This is a genomic window from Hyphomonas polymorpha PS728 (assembly GCF_000685315.1).
Classification (GTDB): Bacteria; Pseudomonadota; Alphaproteobacteria; order Caulobacterales; family Hyphomonadaceae; genus Hyphomonas; species Hyphomonas polymorpha.
Genome location: NZ_ARYM01000002.1, coordinates 36,886 through 53,972, shown reverse-complemented (window position 1 = coordinate 53,972; position 17,087 = coordinate 36,886). Strand labels below are relative to the sequence as shown.

Genomic DNA, 17,087 nt, shown 5'->3' with positions numbered 1-17,087 from the left:
GGTCATCTCCGGACAAATTCGGACGCCCTGTATCCTTGGAAGAAGAGGGCGGCCGTCAAGTCCGTATGGCGGATGGCGCCGGTGGCTTCGGCGGCAACAACCGGCTTGGCCTTATAGGCGATGCCGAGGCCGGAGGCGCGGATCATATCCAGATCATTGGCCCCGTCCCCCATGGCGATCGCGTCTTCCGGGGTGGCGCCGAGCGCCGCGACGGCTTCAATCAGGGCCGTACGCTTGGCTTCGCGGCCAAGGATGGGCCGGCCGACTTCGCCGGTGAGAGCCGCGCCGTCATCGATCAGCGTATTGCCCTGATGGCTTTCAAAGCCGGCAATGTCAGCCACACGCGAGGTGAAATAGGTGAAGCCGCCGGAGACGAGCAGCGTGCGCGCGCCATGGGCCTTCATGGTGGCGATCAGCGTGCGGGCGCCGGGATTGAGGGTGATGCGTTCCTCAAGCGTGCGCGTCAAGGCGCTGAGCGGAAGGCCTTTCAGCATTGAGACGCGCTCTGTCAGGGCCGCCTCAAAATCCAGCTCGCCGCGCATGGCGCGTTCTGTGATTTCCGAGATTTTGGCTTTCAGACCCACGGCGTCAGCGATCTCGTCGATGCATTCCTGGCCGATGATGGTGGAGTCCATGTCGGAGATGAGGAGGCGCTTCTTGCCGAACCGGGCAGCCGGCATGATCGCGGCATCGACCGGCCCAGCCGCTTCGATCTGGCGGCGCAGCGCTGCGGCCCCTTCCCCGCTGGCAGCGAAAGGCAGGAAACCGGCATGGAGGGGAGCCCCGTCAGCCAGGGAGGTCCATTCGCCTGCCTCCCCGCCGGCCGCCTTGACGGCGGAGGCGGCAAGTGCCGGGAGGCGGACGTCTGCCGCGCTGGCGGCTGCCACCAGAACCCAATCCATCTTCATGCTGGAGGCCCTCCTGAAAACTCGCCGTCTCTAGGTGGCTTTCCTCAAGGCCCGCAAGTCCTTAGTTGTACCAGATGCACCCTGCCATCCTGATACACGGCCCGACGGCCAGCGGAAAAACCGCCCTTGCAATAGAAGTCGCCCGTAAGCTGGGCGGGGAGGTAATCAATGCCGATTCGATGCAGGTTTACCGTGATCTGCAGGTAATTTCTGCCCGCCCGACCGAGGAAGAGATGGACGGCGTGCCGCATCATCTGTTCGGCTATGTGGACGCGGCAGCCCGCTATTCGACCGGCGAATGGCTGGAAGCGGCGCGCGGCGTGCTGAAAAAATTGCAGCGCCAGAACAAGCATGCGGTGATCGTGGGCGGCACGGGGCTCTACCTGCTCGCCCTCACGCAGGGGCTTTCCGATATCCCGCCGGTGCCCGACGATATCCGGGCCGAAGTGAAGCAGATTTCCGACACCGAGGGCGCTGACGGGTTGCGGGCCCGCCTCGCCCCGCATGATCCGGACCTGGCAGAGCGGCTGGGCACCGGCGACAAGCAGCGCCTGGCGCGGGCCTATGAAGTGTGGCTGGCAACCGGGCGCCCGCTCAGCGATTTCCAGACCGAGCGCCAGCCGCCGGTGCTGAAGGATGGCGAATGGGTAGGCTATGCCCTCACCCCGCCCCGCCCTGCCCTCTACAAGAAGATCGACCGGCGGTTTGAAGGGATGCTGATGCAGGGCGCGATGGCCGAGGCCGAAGCGCTGGTGGCACGCAATCTCGATCCGGAACTGCCAGCCATGAAAGCGCATGGCATGCCCTGGATTGCCGCCTTCGTGCGCGGCGAGATCAGCGCCGAGGAGGCGGCCGAGAACGCCAAACGCGACACAAGACGTTATGCCAAAAGGCAATTTACCTGGATCGGGCGGCAATTTCCCTTCTGGCCGCGCATCCCTTCCCCTGAAATCGGGGACCGCATGAGGGTTATTTTTGCCCTCTATCGTGAGATTGACACGGCTCACACGGAAGATTATGCCTGAAGTCCCAGAATTGAGGAAACGCAAAGTGCGCGTCAGAAACGTAGTAATTCTTAAGTGCCCGTAGCTGCCCTTCGACCAGGCAGTTGCGGGTGCGCGCACAAAAGGGCTTCCTCCGGAGGCCCTTTTTCTTTTGGCCGAGCCCTCTTTTAACCCTACGCAGAAAACCCCCTCCCGGAAGCTGAAGCCCATGACCACCAAGACGAAGGCCAAGCCCGCCGCTGACACGGCAGAAATCTCCACCCCGCGCATGATGACCGGCGCGCAGATCGTCGTGGAGGCCCTTCGGGAGCAGGGCGTATCGGTAATGTTCGGCTATCCCGGCGGCGCAGTGCTACCGATTTATGATGCGCTCTACGGGCAGGAGGAGATCCGCCACATTCTGGTGCGCCATGAACAGGGCGCAGGCCATGCCGCCGAAGGCTATGCCCGCTCCACCGGCAAATGCGGCGTGGCGCTCGTCACCTCCGGCCCCGGCGCAACGAATATGGTGACCCCGATCACCGATGCGATGATGGATTCGATCCCCATGGTCGTGATCACCGGACAGGTGCCCACACATCTGATCGGCACCGACGCGTTCCAGGAATGCGACACCACCGGCATCACCCGCACCTGCGCCAAGCACAACTATCTGGTCACCGATGTGAACCAGCTGGCGCGGACCATCCATGAGGCATTCTACATTGCCACAAATGGCCGCCCCGGCCCGGTCGTCATCGATATTCCCAAGGACATCCAGTTTGCCACCGGCCCCTATATCGGCAAGGCGGGCATTCTGAAGCCGACCTATGTGCCCCAGACCGAGCCTGCGCCTGAGGCAATCAAGGCGGTGGTGGACCTGATCACCAAATCCTGGCGGCCTGTGCTCTATACCGGCGGCGGCGTGATCAATTCCGGGCCGCGCGCGTCCAAACTGCTGCGCGACTTGCAGGCCGCAACCGGCATTCCGGTGACCTCCACCCTGATGGGCCTGGGCGCCTTTCCCTCCTCCAGCCCGGACTGGCTGGGCATGGTGGGTATGCATGGCGCCTTTGAAGCCAACAATGCGATGCATGATTGCGACCTGATGATCTGTGTCGGCGCGCGGTTTGATGACCGGGTGACCGGCCGGGTGGACGCGTTCTCGCCCAAGTCCAAGAAGGTTCACATCGACATTGACGCCTCCTCGATCAACAAGATCGTGCGGGTGGATGTGCCGGTGCTGGCTGACTGCGCAGAGGCGCTGGAAGCGATCCTGAAGGAGCTGAAGGCGCGCAAGGCGAAGCTGCCCGACCTTTCGGCCTGGAAGGAGCAGATCGATACCTGGCGCGACCGCCGGTGCTTTGCCTACAAGGGTTCCAATGAGGTGATCAAACCGCAATATGCGGTCGAGCGCCTTTATGAGCTGACCAGGGACCGGGACACCTACATCACCACCGAAGTGGGCCAGCACCAGATGTGGGCGGCGCAGTTCTATCATTTCGAGGAGCCCAATCGCTGGATGACGTCCGGCGGGCTGGGCACGATGGGCTATGGCCTTCCTGCCGCTGTCGGCGTGCAGGCGGCCCATCCCGGCGCCCTTGTCATCGATATTGCGGGGGAAGCCTCGATCCAGATGATGATGCAGGAGCTTTCCACCGCCGTTCAGCACAAGCTGCCGGTGAAAGTGTTCATCCTCAACAATGAATGGATGGGCATGGTGCGCCAGTGGCAGGAATTGCTGCATGGGGAGCGCTATTCCCATTCCTACTCGGAAAGCCTGCCGGACTTTGTGAAGCTTGCCGACGCGCTGGGCGCCCATGGCATCCGCTGTGACGATCCGGCTGAGCTGGACGCGAAGATCCTGGAGATGGTGAACCATCCCGGACCGGTGCTGTTCGATTGCCGGGTGGAGCGGGCGGAAAACTGCCTGCCGATGATTCCGTCGGGATCAGCGCACAACCAGATGATTCTCGGTGAAATAACGGGTAACGAAATCGGAGAGGCCGGCCGCAGGCTGGTCTGACGGTCTGCGACCGGAACCCGGACACACGGAACACTCATGGACGCTGCAAGCATCTTTGAATGGCTTAAAGGGAATGCCGAGATCTTCATCGGCATTCTCTCTGCCATCGTGGCTGTGGTGAGCGCGGTGATCGCCCGTGGGGAGACCCGCAAGCAGCGCAAGCTGGCCACCGAGCGCCTGCGCCAGAGCATCGATGCGGCAAGCCTGGACTGGGGCGCCGCCGCGATCGACACGATGGCGCGCTGCGCGACCTTCGTGCGCACCCGGCACCTGCATGCCAACGAGGGCGCCTTCATGGCGGCCAAGTCCAACATGCTGATCCTCCTGTCCACCCTGGTGGACCGGGGGCGGATGTTCTTCCCCAACATCGACCCCGATGGAAAGGGCGTGGAGAAGGAAGGCGCCTATCGCGGCTCGCGCCCGCCGATCCTTGACGCGCTGATGTTCGCCTATCGCGAGGTGGAAGCGACCGCACGCGAGAATGGCCCGCCCGCCGAAGAGTGCGGGGACTTCATCGACGAATGCCGCCGCCTGCTGGTTTCCGAACTGCAGGCTCATCTTGATCCCCGCCGCCTTGACGAAATCGTCGAGCGTTATGATGACCGGTCAAAGGAAAACCGCGCCAAGGCCAGGGAGCAGTCCGCCATACTTCGCGGCAAGCTGCTGACCCGGCGGCCGAACGTGGTCCTTGATCGCGGCTTTGCCAGCAACACTATTCCGGAGCGCCCCCAATGAGCGATGGCACCATTCCGCCCGGCCCTGCGCCGAAATCTGCCTATTTCCTCTCGCACGAGGATGAGGAAGTCGAACGCCGCACGCTGGCGGTGATCGTGGATAACGAGCCGGGCGTGTTGGCGCGCGTGGTGGGCCTGTTCTCCGGACGCGGATACAATATCGACTCCCTCACCGTGGCCGAAGTGGATGCCAGCCAGCACCGCTCGCGCATCACAATCGTCACCCAGGGCACTGCGCACATTCTGGAACAGATCGAGGCGCAGCTGCTGCGGCTTGTTCCGGTGGCGGAGGTTATCGACATCACCAACTCCAAGCGCGGTATCGAGCGGGAGCTGGCGCTGGTGAAGGTAGCCGGCACCGGCGAGAAGCGCGTCGAAGCGTTGCGTATCGGCGAGATTTTCCGCGCCCATGTCATCGACACGACGAATGAGAGCTTCATTTTCGAAGTGACTGGCGCGTCTGACAAGCTGACCCAGTTTGTGGACCTGATGCGGCCTCTGGGCCTCGTCGAGGTGAGCCGCACGGGCGTGCTTTCGATCAAGCGCGGGAAGGAAAAGGGCTGATGACCCTTCGCCTGGCCCTGGCAGCCCTGACGCTGACCGCCCTGCCCCTGATGGCAGCGGCGCAGGCAGCGCCATGTGCTCCGGCCACGAACGACCAGGAACGGCTTGATTGCGATATGGCCCGCGCCGCCGGGATTTCCGGCAGGGGCGAGGGCCTCTTCGGCGCGGCGCCGGAAGCCTGGCTGCGGATCATCGACACCCAGTCTGCCAGCGGCGCAGCCTATGTCTATTATGTGATCGAGGAAGGCCCCTACCAGCTGCTGGAGGCGCGGTCTGTGCCGGGCGCCAGTGCGGCCAGGGCCCCGGCCTGCAAGCTGCGCACGGCGCTGCCGATGGACGTGGCCGTCAAGGTGAAAGAGGCCGCGGCAGGCCTCGCCGCCGCCCCGCCTGCCGGCTATGGCCCGCGCGAAATGGTGACGGTCAACCCGGATGGGTCGCGCAACATCCGCCTGATTGTGGACAGCCACGACATCATTACACGTATCAATACGGGAGATCGCACCTTCAATTTCTCGCGCCTTGCCGGCGCGGAGGATGCGGTTACCCGTCTCAACAATCTTGTCATCGGTGTCGCCAATTTCAGTGGCGACTGGAGCTGCGACGCCGTTTGACCTGACAATCCCCCCTCCCTCAACTTTCATCCACCGGAGCTTTAGCAAGCACATGAAGATCTATTACGAAAAAGACGCGGACCTCTCGCTGATCCAGAAACTGAAAGTCGCCGTGGTCGGATATGGCAGCCAGGGCCACGCCCATGCGCTGAACCTGAAGGATTCCGGCGTAAAGCAGATCAAGGTGGCGCTGCAGGAAGGCTCTGCCTCGCGCAAGAAAGCTGAAGCGGCAGGCCTGGAAGTGGTCACCGTTACCGAAGCGGCCAAATGGGCCGATGTGCTGATGATTCTCGTTCCCGACGAGAAGCAGGCCGTTCTGTTTGCCAACGAGATCGAGCCGCACCTGCGCGCTGGTCAGCACCTGATGTTCGGCCACGGCTTCAACATCCACTACAACCTGATCCGCCCCCGGAAAGATGTGGACGTGTCGCTGTCGGCGCCCAAGGGCCCCGGCCACACGCTGCGCAACCAGTACCAGATGGGCTTTGGCCTTCCGGGCCTGATCGCCATCCACCAGGACGCCACTGGCACCGCCCAGGCCGTTGCCCTCTCCTACTCCAAAGCCATCGGCAACACCCGCGCCGGCGTGATCGAAACCTCCTTCCGTGAAGAGACCGAAACCGACCTCTTCGGCGAACAGGCCGTGCTCTGCGGCGGTATCGTCGAGCTGATCAAGGCAGGTTACGAAACCCTCGTTGAAGCCGGCTATGCGCCGGAGATGGCCTATTTCGAATGCCTCCACGAGACCAAGCTGATCGTCGACCTGATCTATGAAGGCGGCATCGCCAACATGAACTATTCGATCTCCAACACGGCCGAGTACGGAGAATATGTCACCGGGCCGCGCGTTGTGAACAGCGCCACGAAAGCCGAGATGAAGAAGGTTCTCGAAGACATCCAGAACGGCACCTTTGCCCGTAACTGGGTTCTGGAAAACCAGGCCGGCGCGCCGGGCTTCCACGCCATGCGCCAGCGCATGAGCAGCCACCCGATCGAGGAAGTTGGCGAGAAACTGCGCGGCATGATGCACTGGGCGCAGAATGACCGCCTCGTGGACAAGAGCCGTAACTAGGGCCCTCGCCGCATATGGCTGACAGATCTTCGCCTCCATCCGGCTTCACCCACCGCCTTGCGGTGCCGGCCGACGAGGCGGAGATCGCCGCCCTGATGGACGTGGCCATCGGCGAACTGCAGAAAGGCTTTTTGAGCCCGGAACAGATCGCCGTGTCACGCTCCATCATGGGGCTGGACCGGACGCTGATTGCGGACGGCACCTATTTCCTGATCCATGACGCAGAAAGCGGCCACCTGGCCGCCTCCGGCGGCTGGAGCCGCCGGGCGACGCTTTATGGCGGCGATCATTCCGCAGGCAAACGCAATGACGCGCTGCTTCATCCGGACACGGATGCAGCACGCATCCGCGCAATGTACACCCATCCGGATTTCACCCGCCGCGGGCTTGGCCGGATGATCCTTTCTCTCTGCGAAACCGCCGCGCGCGCTGAAGGCTTTACCCGGCTGGAAATGGGCGCAACGCTGGCCGGAATACCGCTCTACGAAGCCTGTGGTTACAGGGTCATCGAGCACACCATCGGCGCGGAGGCGGACGGCGTGGCCGTTCCCGTCATCCGTATGGGCAAGCACCTGATCTGACCCTTCGGGCCTTACTGCGCCTTCTGCAACCAGCGCGCATGGGGCCGGTAGCCATCGGCATGCATCCGCGCCAGCGCCGGCGCCACGGCGCGCCAGTGATATTCCAGCGTATCGTTGACAATGTCTGCCAGATCCCCGGCAACGCTGCCGGCTTCCTCGCCCAGCAGCCCCAGCGCGTTCTGGCGCATGACCTCGCGGCGGATCAGGGCTGGCGGATGGGTATCCAGCAGGCGTTCCTGTTCCACGCCATGCTCGAGGATGCTCAGTGTACGCTGCATATAATCGACGCCCGTGAAGACAAGCTCGACCCCGGCATAGGAGAGGTTGGGGCTGTAGCCGCGCGCGCGCATGACATCCATAGCCAGCGCCAGGCCGATATAATCGGCCTCAAGCTCCTTTTCCCAGCTTTCCGGCATGCGCAGCTCTATCTCGCCGCCCTCCCCGTTTCCCTCTGCCGCCATGGAAAGCGACATCCGGGGGGCGCCCTGAAGATGACCGGCTGCGCAATGGCCATACTCATGCCCGAAGATGAAAAACTCCATCGCATCGCGGAACACGCCCACCAGATGGGTGTGATGGGTGGTCATCAGATAGGACTGGGCGGCATGGGGCGCGCCCTGAACGGCATAGGCCGTGAGCAGATCAAAGAAGCGCATACCCGTTTCGGGCGATTGCAGGCGCTGGCGGACCACGCTGTCCCGGTCGGTGGCAAAGTTGAGGTTGCCATCTTCTGCCTGGGTAACCGGGAAGCTGACGGCAGCGACCTTGGACAGGAGGTTGGCAAAACCCATGATGCCGTCATCGATCAGGATCAGGTAATAGGACGGATTATCGACATCGGCGGCAACGCCGTTGACACGCCCGGTCTGCAGGCTGCCGAATACGGGCTGTTTGGGCAGGCCGATCTTCAGGCGCTGGCAGGACTGTTCCAATTGCCCCTGCATCTGCTGCAGCCAGAAATGCGTGAGCGGATCTTCATACCGGCTGAACGGGCGGGCACGGAAGCCGGGCTCCATTTCCTTCCGCCAGGCGTCCAGAGGCAGGCTGGTAATGCCCGCCGCCGTCATGGACTGGTGGAAGTGGACCAGAAACTGCTCGGTAAAGTCGGCGTCGGTGGCGCCCGGCTCCATGCCTGCAAGCCAGGGATGGGAGCGCGCATGCACCTTCTGGAGGTATTCAAGGTCTCCGATGACCTGGCGCCAATGCTCCTTGCTGGTAGCCGCTGGGGCTTCACGCCCTTTGCCTTTCGAGAACCAGTTGAGCATGGTAATCTCGCCCCCGTGCATCATCTCGGCAATGGATGTAGCACGGGTGTCGGATGAGTGGAAATTGGGGGATATTTCACGATGGGCCTGGTTGATGTCGCGCTGGCGCTGGTGTTTGGCCTTTTGGCGGCGTTCATTGCCGGCCAGATAACCGGGCGGGGCAGCAAGCTCTATGACGCCACCCTCGAGCGCCTTGTCCGGCTGGGGCGCATGCGGGCGCAGGGGCTGGACGCGGATACCGGCGAAGAAACCTTCACCGTGACCAAGGCAATGATCCAGCAGGCGCTCGAGGAACATACCAAGCCTGCCAGGTTTGCCTGGGCGAGCAACTTCCTCTGGTTTTCGGCCGGCGCGCTGGTCTCGCTGTTCACCTCGGAAATCCGCGGGCTGGTCGGGCTGGGCTGATCACTCGGCCGCGCGATTAAGATCGACATTGCCGGCCACGCCCGGCACGCGGCCCTTCATCGAATACTGCCAGATGGCATGGGGCAGGCGCGGCGGGCCTTCCAGCGACCGCACCCAGAGCGGGTGGCGCTCGAACCCCTCCCCCGCAAGCCATTCGGCATGAAAGGCAGGCGTGGTGTAAATCACGGGCACGGCGCCGTATTCCTCTTCAAGGCCCGCCAGAAACCGTTTCAGGTCTGCGAGCGTTTCCGCCCGGCCCGCGCGCGGCGCGCAATTGTGAGCGTGCTCCAGATCGACCGCCGGGGGCAGCGTGTCGCTGCGCACCTCGACCTGGCGGATGAAATTTGCCGCCTGCCGCCCGCCATCCTGGCAGAGAAGGTAGAAATGGTAGGCGCCGGTCTGCCAGTGATGGCGCAGCGCGCTCTGCCAATTGGCCTGAAACTGCGTGTCGACATGGCTCTCTCCTTCGGTGGCCTTGAGATAGACAAAGGAGAGGCCTGCCGTGGAAAGGCGCGGCCAGTCCACCGCGCCATTGTGGTGGGAGAGATCGATGCCCTCCGCGCCCGGCGCCAGCAGAGGCCGGGGCGCCTCCTCCACCGGGGCGCCACTTGGCCCACAGGATGCAAGCAGGCAGGGTATGACCAGCACGGACACAAGGCGCAGGCGCAGTTTCATCGCGCCGCGCCCTCAGGAAGTGTCCCGTTCTGGATCATCTCGGTCATGATAGAACCTCATCGGCGGCATATTCAGGGAGACGCAGAATGGCAGCAGACAAAGGCAGAGCGGCCCCCCCGCCAGCGCCCTCACCCGCCAAGCCCGCCGCCCCGGCCGGGCCGAACAATGTTATCGCCGCCGGATGCCGTGTCATCGGCAATATGACACTGGCCGGTTCGCTGCGCCTGGGGGGTGAGATTCTGGGGGACGTCCACTGCCAGGGCGCGCTGGTGGTAGAGGCCACGGGAAAGATCAAAGGCCGGATCAGCGCGGCAGAGATCGTGCTGGCCGGCAGCCTGATCGGAGAGATCGCCGCAACGCGCCGGATGGAAGTCAGCGCCGGAGGCCGGGCGGAGGGATCCATCTTTGCCCCGTCGATGCGGGTGGAGGGCAATGCGGTGATTGACGGCGATCTGCTGATCGCGCCGGAACGTTCGCCCGCCCATATCGAACGGGCGAAGGTTCTCAGCGTGCTGACGGAAGCGCCGGGGACAACGCCCACGGGCGCCGCCGGCTAGTTCTTGTTCTTCTCGATCTGACGCAGGCGCTGCTGCGAAGCGTCATTGGGATCAAACGCGCCCAGAGTCTGGATGCGCTCGCACGCCCAGGCATAGTCTTTCTGGCAGGCCTCCTGCAGAGCGCGGGTGCCGCCCTGAACGTCTTTCGGGCCACCCGTGCCGGTGAAGGCCATGTTGCCCCAGGCCGCGCAGCCGCTGACTTCGCCCAGATCACAGGCTGCCTTGTAGAGACGGCGCCCCTCAGTGAGGTTTGCCTTCACGCCCCGGCCCTGCACCGTCAGATAGGCAAGGCCCGCGCAGCCGCGGCCATCCTTGGCATCGCAGACTTTCTTGTAGTTCTTGGCCGCCGCGGCCAGATCCTGCGAGCCGCCAAGGCCCTTGCGTTCCAGCTCGGCGAGTTCATAGCAGGCCTGATATTCACGGGCGGCGCACTTGGTTTTCGCCGTCTCGCGGGCTTCCTTGAGCTTGGCAAAGTCTGTTTCTGCCTTCTCCATGGCGAGTTCGGCCTGGGTACGCTCGACCCGCCCCGCCGTGCCCTGCGCGCTTGCCGGCAGGGTTATGGCAGCCGTCACCAGGACAGCGCCAAGCATCATGAGAACCTTTTTCATCGATCGGGTCTCCTTTTCCTTGTGTGAGGGTTTAGCGGCAGAATTGGGCAAGGCTGGGGCAGGCCGGCAGACAGATTGCAGTAGCCCCCTGCCCGAGGCGGGTCTACCATCGCCGCAACACACAAAAAATAAGGGAGAAACCGCAATGGCGGCAAGTGATCAGATACCCCTCGGCTCAGGTTTTCACGCCAAGAGCACGGCCAGGGAAGTCGTCGCGGACATCGGCCTTGCCGGCAAAAACGCCATTGTGACCGGGGGCTACTCCGGCATAGGGCTGGAAACTGTCCGCGCGCTGGCAGAAGCCGGAGCGAAGGTGACCGTGCCCGCCCGCCGGCCTGAGGCCGCGCAGGCGGCGCTGGCAGGGATCAGCGGCGTTACCGTCGCCGCCATGGATCTTGCCGATCAGGCAAGCGTGCGCCGGTTTGCGCAGGACCATGTGGCTGCCACGCCGAAGCTGCACCTGTTGATCAACAATGCCGGGATCATGGCCTGCCCGCTCGCCCGCGTCGGGGCCGGCTGGGAAAGCCAGTTCGGGACCAATCATCTGGGCCATTTCGGCCTGTATCAGGGGCTGCTGCCCTCGCTGCGCGCGGCCAATGGCGCGCGCGTGGTGGCGCTGTCCTCGACCGGGCATATCCTGTCGGACGTGATCTGGGAGGATCCGAACTACCAGTCCCGCAAATACGACAAATGGGAAGCCTACGGACAATCCAAATCCGCCAACGCGCTGTTTGCCCTTGGCGTGGACCTGCGCGAGCGGGGCAACGGCATTCGCGCCTTCTCGGTGCATCCGGGCGGCATTTTCACCAATCTGCAGCGCCACCTGCCGGATGAGGAAATGGTCGTGCTCGGCTGGAAAAACCCCGATGGCACGCTGCCCGAAAGGATCAAGGCCTCGTTCAAGACGCCCGAGCAGGGCGCCTCCACCACCGTCTGGGCGGCCACCTCTCCCAAGCTGGAGGGCAAAGGCGGGGTCTATTGCGAAGACTGCGACATTGCCAAAGCCGCCACGCCGGCAAGCCAGCGCTTTGAACACGCCCGCGAATGGATCAGCGACGACGCCCGCGCCGAGAAGCTGTGGGCAATGAGCGACACCTTTCTGGCCAATGCATAACGCCCTGCCCCGTCCAGATTGACGCTTCCGGGCTTTCGGCGCACGAGAACGCGATGAGCGAGACCAACCTTCCCTCCGGCGCTCCGGCAGCTTCGCGGCGCGCGATCCTTCTGGGACTTGCGCTTCTGCTGGTGATTGCCGGAGTGTTTGTGGCCGGGAGGGCTGGCCTGCTGCCCGATGCCGATACGGTGACCAGCTGGATGACAACCCTCAGCGAAAGCCCGTGGGGGCTGGTGGCCGTGATTGCCGTATTCTGCCTGGCGGCCTTTGCCGGCATTCCGCAATTTGCCCTGATCGCCACCGCCGTCGCGGTGTTCGGCCCCTGGTATGGGGCAGGCTATTCCTGGATCGCCAATATGATTTCCGGCGCGCTGACCTTCTGGGTGGGCCGGGCAGCGGGGGAACAGGCCTTCCGCCGATATGCCGGCGCCAGCGCGCAGAGGCTGTCGCGCTTTGTCGGGCGCAACGCGCTGGTGACGAGCGCGATCGTGCGCAATGTGCCCACCGGTCCGTTTCTGCTGGTGAACATGGCGTTCGGCGTCAGCAGCGCCAAATTCCGCGATTTCTGGATTGGCATGGGCATCGGCGTCCTTCCGAAGATCGCGCTGGTGGCTTTTGCGGGGCGCAGCGTTCTGGCCGCGCTTCAGGGCAATCTGGGGATCGCGGTCCTGACTGCTTTGGCAGCCGTCGCCGTTTATGCTGGCGGATATGTCTATTTCCGGCGCCGGGCGGCTCGCGCGCGGCAAATTATTGCGACTGAGACAGCCTCACCGGTTGACAGCGCCGCTGAGGCCGGTGATTAGAGTGACTATGCGCAAAGTTCTGCCCCTTCTTAGCCTGCTTACCGGCCCCTGGCCGGGGACCGACGCCCGAGTCTGAGGGCGGTCGCGCGGCCAGGGGACATTCGAAAAGAACGCTTTTTTCCCGACATCCCGCTGAGCGACGCAAAACCATGACCTCCCAAGACCAAGCTGCGAAATCCGCAAAGAAACCCCGCGTATTCATTTTCGACACCACCATGCGCGATGGCGAGCAATCGCCCGGCGCGTCGATGACGCATAACGAGAAGCTCGAACTGGCAACTCTGCTGGAAGACATGGGCGTCGACATCATCGAAGCCGGCTTCCCCGCCGCTTCGGAGGGCGACTTTGCCGCTGTCAGCGCCGTAGCTGCCCAGTCGAAGAACGCCGTCATCTGCGGCCTCTCCCGCTCCACCCCGGCCGATATTGACCGCTGCGCCGAAGCCGTGCGCAAAGCGGCCCGGCCGCGCATCCACACCTTCATCTCCACCAGCCCTGTGCACATGAAGCACAAGCTGAAGATGGGGCCGAATGCCGTGCTGGAAGCTGTTGGCCGGTCGGTGGCGCAGGCCCGCAACCTGGTGGACGATGTGGAATGGAGCGCGGAAGACGCAACCCGCACCGAGTTCGACTTCCTCTGCAAATGTATCGACGCAGCGATTGCCTCGGGCGCGACCACGATCAACGTGCCCGATACGGTGGGCTATTCGCACCCGGAAGAATATGGCGCACTGATCCGCAGACTGATCGAAAACATCCCCAACTCCGACAAGGTGATCTGGTCGGCCCACTGCCATAATGATCTCGGCCTGGCTGTTGCCAACTCCCTGGCTGGCCTCTCCAATGGCGTGCGGCAGATCGAATGCACCATCAACGGCCTGGGTGAGCGCGCAGGCAATGCGGCGCTCGAAGAAATCGTGATGGCGATGAAGGTGCGCGGCGACACCCTGCCCTACGAATGCAACATCAATTCAAGCTATCTGGCCCGGGCCTCTGCCATGGTCAGCCGCATCACCGGTTTCCCGGTGCAATACAACAAGGCCATCGTCGGCAAGAACGCCTTCGCGCATGAAAGCGGCATCCACCAGGATGGCATGCTGAAGAATTCCGAAACCTACGAGATCATGAAGCCCGAAGATGTCGGCGTGGCCAAGACCTCGCTGGTGATGGGCAAGCTGTCGGGCCGCAATGCCTTCCGCGACAAGCTGGAATCCATGGGCTATTTCCTGGAAGGCGAACCGCTTAACGACGCCTTCAAGCGTTTCAAGGACCTCGCTGACCGCAAGAAGCACGTGTTCGACGACGACATCATCGCGCTGGTGGATGAGCAGCTGGCCGCCGAAGGCGAGCGCATCGGCTTCAAGCGCCTGCGCGTCGTGGCTGGTACGGAAGGTCCGCAGACGGCAGAAATCGACCTGACGATCGACGGCGAAGACAAGTATTCCATCGCGCGCGGCAATGGCCCGGTGGACGCTGTGTTCAATGCCATCCGCCAGCTGGTACCGCATCAGGCGATCCTGGAACTCTATCAGGTGCACGCCGTCACCGGCGGCACGGACGCGCAGGCAACCGTCTCTGTACGGCTGAATGGCGACGGCATCATGGCCACCGGGCGCTCGTCAGACCCCGACACGCTGGTTGCCAGCGCAAAGGCCTATCTGCACGCGCTCAACAAGTTTGAAGTTCGCAAGGCCAAGCGCAGCAAGGCGGCCTGATCATCGGTTGGCGGCGGGCTGGTCAGCCCCCGTCCCGCTCTCCGAAGCCATCGGCGACCAGCGCGGCGATGGCTTCCACCGCCTCCTGGGCCTGGGGGCCGTTCGCGGTCAGCTCGATCTCACAGCCGGTATGGGCCACCAGCATCAGCAGATCCATGATCGAGCGGGCATCGGCCTGCTCGCCTTCATGGCGCACGATCACCTTGGCATCATATTCAGCAGCAAGTTTGGCAACCTTGGCGGACGCCCGCGCATGCAGGCCCTTACGATTGACAATAGTCGCGCGGGCAGAGGCAGTGGGAACCGAACTCGACATCAAGGCAGCCTGGCAAGCAGCTCGGAGGCGATGGTGACATATTTCCGCCCGCCTTCGGCAGCGGCGTGAGCGGACTCGTCCAGGCTCAGAACTTCGCGCACTTCGGCCAGCTTGATCAGCATCGGCAAGTTGGCCCCCGACACGATCTCCATCGGCACATTGCCTCGAATGGAAAGAACGAGATTGGACGGCGTGCCGCCGAACATATCCGTCAGCACAACAACGCCATGGCCATCATCGCAGGCTTTGACCGCTGCCAGGATCTGCTCGCGCTTCTGATCGAGATCATCATCCGAATCGATGGAAACAGCCCGCGCACGCCAAAGGCGGCCCACGACGTGCTCCGCTGCCGCGACGAGCTCGTGGGCCAATCTTCCATGGCTGACAACAACAATGCCGATCATTCCGCTACTGGGATGCAACCCTGAACGTTAAACTAACGTCACGTTGTCACGATGCTGCGCCGCGTCAAGGCGCATTCGGCTGAAGATGCGGTGCTTTCCTCAGCCGGTGTGGCCCAGACCCAACACATCGTTCATGTCGTAAAGGCCGGGTGCCTGCGCCGCTGCCCAGATCGCTGCATGCAAGGCGCCTTCGGCGAAGACAGAGCGATCAAGTGCCGTATGGGAAAGCCGGATCAGCTCTTTTTCGGAGCCGAACGTCACCTCATGTTCCCCGATCACGCCGCCAGCGCGGCGCACGGCAAAGCCGATCTTGCCGGTTTCGCGCCGGGCTTCCGGCCCGTCATAAGGCGGCGCCCGCAGCGTGCTCAGCGGCGCGCCCCTGCCCTCTGCCGCCGCCGCGCCCAGCATCAGCGCCGTGCCCGAGGGCGCATCCGCCTTCATGCGGTGATGGGTTTCCAGCACTTCGATATCCCAGTCCGTGCCCAGACGGCCGGCGGCAAGACGGGTGAGCGCTTCGAGCAGGTTCACCCCGATGGAGAAATTACCTGCCTTCACAATCGCAAAGCGCGAAGAGGCCGCCCGGATGGCGTCCTCCTCAGCCGCAGAGAAACCCGTGGTGCCGATCACAACAGCGCGCACCGTTGTCGCTTCCAGCGCCCGCAGCGCGGAAAGCGTGGCTTCCGGGCGGGTAAAATCAATCCACGCCCCAGCCTCCTCGGCGGCGCCTGCCACCGTCGCCACAGGTTTGATCCCGATCGCGCGCCGCCCGGCAAGAAGACCGATATCCTCGCCATAGGCATTGGCGGCGGCAACTTCAGTGCCGCCCCGGATAGGGATGCCCCGGTCAATCGAAACGGCCGCCAGCTTGCGCCCCATACGCCCGGCGACGCCTGCAATGGCAACACTCATGGCGGTCTCTGGTTTAGTCATTCGATTTCTCCGCGGCAGCATCCGCCCTAGTCTGTTCCAGTTCGCTCCGCAGGCTGGAGAGCTCCCGCTCGCGCAGCTCGTCGGAAAAGGCGCTGGCGAAAACACCCGCCGGCAGCGCCACGACCCCGATCCCCGCGATCGCGATAATGCCGGCGCAGAAGCGGCCAAGCGGGGTCACCGGATAGACATCGCCATAGCCCACCGTCGTCAGTGTGGCCACAGACCACCAGATGGCGCGCGGAATGGACGCAAAGGCTTCCTGCTGGTTTCCGCCAATGCCCTCGACGAAATAGAGCAGCACGGCAGCCACATAAACCAGCGTCACAGCCAGGGCGAGCGAGGTGAGAAGCAGCGAGCTTGCCCGCCGCACGGCTGCGCCCAGCGCTTCAAAGGCAGGAATGAAGCGCGCAATCTTGATCAGACGCGCCAGGCGCAGCACGCGCAGCACCAGCAGCGACATCCCCGAGCCCATCGCCATCAGGATCAGCTCCGGCAGAAAGGCCAGCAGGTCGGCAATCGAATAGAATTGCGCCATGAAACGCAAACGCCCGCGAAACCCGCGATAGGCCGGATCAATGCCCGCGCTCCACACCCGGGCAACATATTCCAGCGCGAAGATGCAGATCACGGTGACATTGAACACATGGAACACAAGCTGCCAGCCCGGCACCTGCAGGGTCGGCTCGGTCTCCAGCGCCAGGAAGAGGAAGCTGAGGATCACCAGCCCGACAATGCAGGCATTGGTGAGCGATAGACCCGTCCGGCGCGCCTCGGGCGCTAATGCCTCATAAAGCCGCCGTTTCAGTCCCATCCCAGCCG

General features: G+C 63.5%; 20 protein-coding genes. 12 read left to right on the top strand and 8 right to left on the bottom strand.

Going from position 1 to position 17,087, the window contains the following annotated elements; genetic code table 11:
- Positions 1–2: 2 nt before the first annotated feature.
- Positions 3–902, bottom strand: a complete 900-nt coding sequence (serB, locus tag HPO_RS01865; RefSeq protein ID WP_035594214.1) for a phosphoserine phosphatase SerB — start codon at positions 900–902, stop codon at positions 3–5.
- 80 nt (positions 903–982) lie between these two features.
- On the opposite strand from serB, the gene miaA reads away from it, so the two are divergent.
- The 7 genes from miaA to HPO_RS01830 all read left to right on the top strand — a co-directional run bounded on the left by miaA (position 983) and on the right by HPO_RS01830 (position 7,479).
- Positions 983–1,933 carry a tRNA (adenosine(37)-N6)-dimethylallyltransferase MiaA gene (gene miaA, locus HPO_RS01860; protein WP_035593835.1) on the top strand — a complete coding sequence of 317 codons (951 nt, stop codon included), beginning with the start codon at positions 983–985 and terminating at the stop codon, positions 1,931–1,933.
- A 187-nt stretch (positions 1,934–2,120) separates the two neighbouring features.
- Positions 2,121–3,917: an acetolactate synthase 3 large subunit gene (locus HPO_RS01855; RefSeq protein WP_241767850.1), complete on the top strand. Its 1,797-nt coding sequence runs from the start codon at positions 2,121–2,123 to the stop codon at positions 3,915–3,917.
- A 36-nt stretch (positions 3,918–3,953) separates the two neighbouring features.
- Positions 3,954–4,652: a hypothetical protein gene (locus tag HPO_RS01850; RefSeq protein ID WP_035593833.1), complete on the top strand. Its 699-nt coding sequence runs from the start codon at positions 3,954–3,956 to the stop codon at positions 4,650–4,652.
- A complete protein-coding gene (gene ilvN / locus HPO_RS01845; RefSeq protein ID WP_035593831.1) occupies positions 4,649–5,215 on the top strand; it encodes an acetolactate synthase small subunit in 567 nt (188 codons plus the stop codon). The genes HPO_RS01850 and ilvN overlap by 4 nt, the downstream gene beginning before the upstream one ends.
- Positions 5,215–5,826: a hypothetical protein gene (locus tag HPO_RS01840; protein ID WP_035593830.1), complete on the top strand. Its 612-nt coding sequence runs from the start codon at positions 5,215–5,217 to the stop codon at positions 5,824–5,826. The genes ilvN and HPO_RS01840 overlap by 1 nt, the downstream gene beginning before the upstream one ends.
- Positions 5,827–5,878: 52 nt before the next feature.
- Complete coding sequence (ilvC, locus tag HPO_RS01835; RefSeq protein WP_035593828.1) at positions 5,879–6,898, top strand: ketol-acid reductoisomerase; 1,020 nt, start codon at positions 5,879–5,881, stop codon at positions 6,896–6,898.
- A gap of 14 nt (positions 6,899–6,912) precedes the next feature.
- Positions 6,913–7,479, top strand: a complete 567-nt coding sequence (locus HPO_RS01830; RefSeq protein WP_035593826.1) for a GNAT family N-acetyltransferase — start codon at positions 6,913–6,915, stop codon at positions 7,477–7,479.
- Positions 7,480–7,490: 11 nt separating this feature from the next.
- On the opposite strand, the gene HPO_RS01825 is transcribed toward HPO_RS01830, so the two are convergent.
- Positions 7,491–8,744 (bottom strand): M48 family metalloprotease, encoded by a 1,254-nt coding sequence (locus HPO_RS01825; RefSeq protein WP_035593824.1) that lies wholly within the window; start codon positions 8,742–8,744, stop codon positions 7,491–7,493.
- Between the two features lie 81 nt (positions 8,745–8,825).
- Between HPO_RS01825 and HPO_RS01820 the strand changes: the two genes are divergently transcribed.
- Positions 8,826–9,149: a hypothetical protein gene (locus HPO_RS01820; RefSeq protein ID WP_035593821.1), complete on the top strand. Its 324-nt coding sequence runs from the start codon at positions 8,826–8,828 to the stop codon at positions 9,147–9,149.
- Here HPO_RS01820 and HPO_RS01815 read toward each other — a convergent pair whose 3' ends face one another.
- Complete coding sequence (locus HPO_RS01815; RefSeq protein ID WP_051612173.1) at positions 9,150–9,824, bottom strand: glycoside hydrolase family 25 protein; 675 nt, start codon at positions 9,822–9,824, stop codon at positions 9,150–9,152.
- A gap of 86 nt (positions 9,825–9,910) precedes the next feature.
- Here HPO_RS01815 and HPO_RS19490 point away from each other — a divergent pair, with 86 nt between their 5' ends.
- Positions 9,911–10,381, top strand: coding sequence for a bactofilin family protein (locus HPO_RS19490; protein ID WP_051612172.1), 471 nt, complete (start codon positions 9,911–9,913; stop codon positions 10,379–10,381).
- Here HPO_RS19490 and HPO_RS01805 read toward each other — a convergent pair.
- Complete coding sequence (locus tag HPO_RS01805; RefSeq protein WP_035593819.1) at positions 10,378–10,989, bottom strand: tetratricopeptide repeat protein; 612 nt, start codon at positions 10,987–10,989, stop codon at positions 10,378–10,380. The two genes, HPO_RS19490 and HPO_RS01805, sit on opposite strands and share 4 nt — an antisense overlap.
- A 145-nt stretch (positions 10,990–11,134) precedes the next feature.
- Between HPO_RS01805 and HPO_RS01800 the strand changes: the two genes are divergently transcribed.
- The 3 genes from HPO_RS01800 (at position 11,135) to HPO_RS01790 (ending at position 14,618) form a co-directional block, all read left to right on the top strand.
- Positions 11,135–12,103 (top strand): oxidoreductase, encoded by a 969-nt coding sequence (locus HPO_RS01800; protein ID WP_035593816.1) that lies wholly within the window; start codon positions 11,135–11,137, stop codon positions 12,101–12,103.
- A 53-nt stretch (positions 12,104–12,156) separates the two neighbouring features.
- Positions 12,157–12,906 carry a TVP38/TMEM64 family protein gene (locus HPO_RS01795; protein ID WP_051612171.1) on the top strand — a complete coding sequence of 250 codons (750 nt, stop codon included), beginning with the start codon at positions 12,157–12,159 and terminating at the stop codon, positions 12,904–12,906.
- A 149-nt stretch (positions 12,907–13,055) separates the two neighbouring features.
- Positions 13,056–14,618 carry a 2-isopropylmalate synthase gene (locus tag HPO_RS01790; protein WP_035593814.1) on the top strand — a complete coding sequence of 521 codons (1,563 nt, stop codon included), beginning with the start codon at positions 13,056–13,058 and terminating at the stop codon, positions 14,616–14,618.
- A gap of 22 nt (positions 14,619–14,640) precedes the next feature.
- Here HPO_RS01790 and HPO_RS01785 read toward each other — a convergent pair whose 3' ends face one another.
- The 4 genes from HPO_RS01785 to HPO_RS01770 all read right to left on the bottom strand — a co-directional run bounded on the left by HPO_RS01785 (position 14,641) and on the right by HPO_RS01770 (position 17,079).
- Positions 14,641–14,934, bottom strand: coding sequence for an HPr family phosphocarrier protein (locus HPO_RS01785; RefSeq protein WP_051612170.1), 294 nt, complete (start codon positions 14,932–14,934; stop codon positions 14,641–14,643).
- Positions 14,934–15,338, bottom strand: coding sequence for a PTS sugar transporter subunit IIA (locus tag HPO_RS01780; RefSeq protein ID WP_035593812.1), 405 nt, complete (start codon positions 15,336–15,338; stop codon positions 14,934–14,936). The genes HPO_RS01785 and HPO_RS01780 overlap by 1 nt, the downstream gene beginning before the upstream one ends.
- A gap of 99 nt (positions 15,339–15,437) precedes the next feature.
- Positions 15,438–16,268 carry a 4-hydroxy-tetrahydrodipicolinate reductase gene (gene dapB, locus HPO_RS01775; protein WP_199285897.1) on the bottom strand — a complete coding sequence of 277 codons (831 nt, stop codon included), beginning with the start codon at positions 16,266–16,268 and terminating at the stop codon, positions 15,438–15,440.
- Positions 16,261–17,079: an ion transporter gene (locus HPO_RS01770; RefSeq protein WP_035593807.1), complete on the bottom strand. Its 819-nt coding sequence runs from the start codon at positions 17,077–17,079 to the stop codon at positions 16,261–16,263. Before HPO_RS01770 ends, dapB begins: the two co-directional genes overlap by 8 nt.
- Positions 17,080–17,087 lie beyond the last annotated feature (8 nt).

What these genes read in the sequence shown, in the direction of transcription:
- serB (WP_035594214.1), bottom strand. Translation starts at nt 902, where the DNA reads ATGGATTGGGTTCTGGTGGCAGCCGCCAGCGCGGCAGACGTCCGCCTC.
- miaA (WP_035593835.1), top strand. Translation starts at nt 983, where the DNA reads ATGCACCCTGCCATCCTGATACACGGCCCGACGGCCAGCGGAAAAACC.
- HPO_RS01855 (WP_241767850.1), top strand. Translation starts at nt 2,121, where the DNA reads ATGACCACCAAGACGAAGGCCAAGCCCGCCGCTGACACGGCAGAAATC.
- HPO_RS01850 (WP_035593833.1), top strand. Translation starts at nt 3,954, where the DNA reads ATGGACGCTGCAAGCATCTTTGAATGGCTTAAAGGGAATGCCGAGATC.
- ilvN (WP_035593831.1), top strand. Translation starts at nt 4,649, where the DNA reads ATGAGCGATGGCACCATTCCGCCCGGCCCTGCGCCGAAATCTGCCTAT.
- HPO_RS01840 (WP_035593830.1), top strand. Translation starts at nt 5,215, where the DNA reads ATGACCCTTCGCCTGGCCCTGGCAGCCCTGACGCTGACCGCCCTGCCC.
- ilvC (WP_035593828.1), top strand. Translation starts at nt 5,879, where the DNA reads ATGAAGATCTATTACGAAAAAGACGCGGACCTCTCGCTGATCCAGAAA.
- HPO_RS01830 (WP_035593826.1), top strand. Translation starts at nt 6,913, where the DNA reads ATGGCTGACAGATCTTCGCCTCCATCCGGCTTCACCCACCGCCTTGCG.
- HPO_RS01825 (WP_035593824.1), bottom strand. Translation starts at nt 8,744, where the DNA reads ATGCTCAACTGGTTCTCGAAAGGCAAAGGGCGTGAAGCCCCAGCGGCT.
- HPO_RS01820 (WP_035593821.1), top strand. Translation starts at nt 8,826, where the DNA reads ATGGGCCTGGTTGATGTCGCGCTGGCGCTGGTGTTTGGCCTTTTGGCG.
- HPO_RS01815 (WP_051612173.1), bottom strand. Translation starts at nt 9,824, where the DNA reads ATGAAACTGCGCCTGCGCCTTGTGTCCGTGCTGGTCATACCCTGCCTG.
- HPO_RS19490 (WP_051612172.1), top strand. Translation starts at nt 9,911, where the DNA reads ATGGCAGCAGACAAAGGCAGAGCGGCCCCCCCGCCAGCGCCCTCACCC.
- HPO_RS01805 (WP_035593819.1), bottom strand. Translation starts at nt 10,989, where the DNA reads ATGAAAAAGGTTCTCATGATGCTTGGCGCTGTCCTGGTGACGGCTGCC.
- HPO_RS01800 (WP_035593816.1), top strand. Translation starts at nt 11,135, where the DNA reads ATGGCGGCAAGTGATCAGATACCCCTCGGCTCAGGTTTTCACGCCAAG.
- HPO_RS01795 (WP_051612171.1), top strand. Translation starts at nt 12,157, where the DNA reads ATGAGCGAGACCAACCTTCCCTCCGGCGCTCCGGCAGCTTCGCGGCGC.
- HPO_RS01790 (WP_035593814.1), top strand. Translation starts at nt 13,056, where the DNA reads ATGACCTCCCAAGACCAAGCTGCGAAATCCGCAAAGAAACCCCGCGTA.
- HPO_RS01785 (WP_051612170.1), bottom strand. Translation starts at nt 14,934, where the DNA reads ATGTCGAGTTCGGTTCCCACTGCCTCTGCCCGCGCGACTATTGTCAAT.
- HPO_RS01780 (WP_035593812.1), bottom strand. Translation starts at nt 15,338, where the DNA reads ATGATCGGCATTGTTGTTGTCAGCCATGGAAGATTGGCCCACGAGCTC.
- dapB (WP_199285897.1), bottom strand. Translation starts at nt 16,268, where the DNA reads ATGACTAAACCAGAGACCGCCATGAGTGTTGCCATTGCAGGCGTCGCC.
- HPO_RS01770 (WP_035593807.1), bottom strand. Translation starts at nt 17,079, where the DNA reads ATGGGACTGAAACGGCGGCTTTATGAGGCATTAGCGCCCGAGGCGCGC.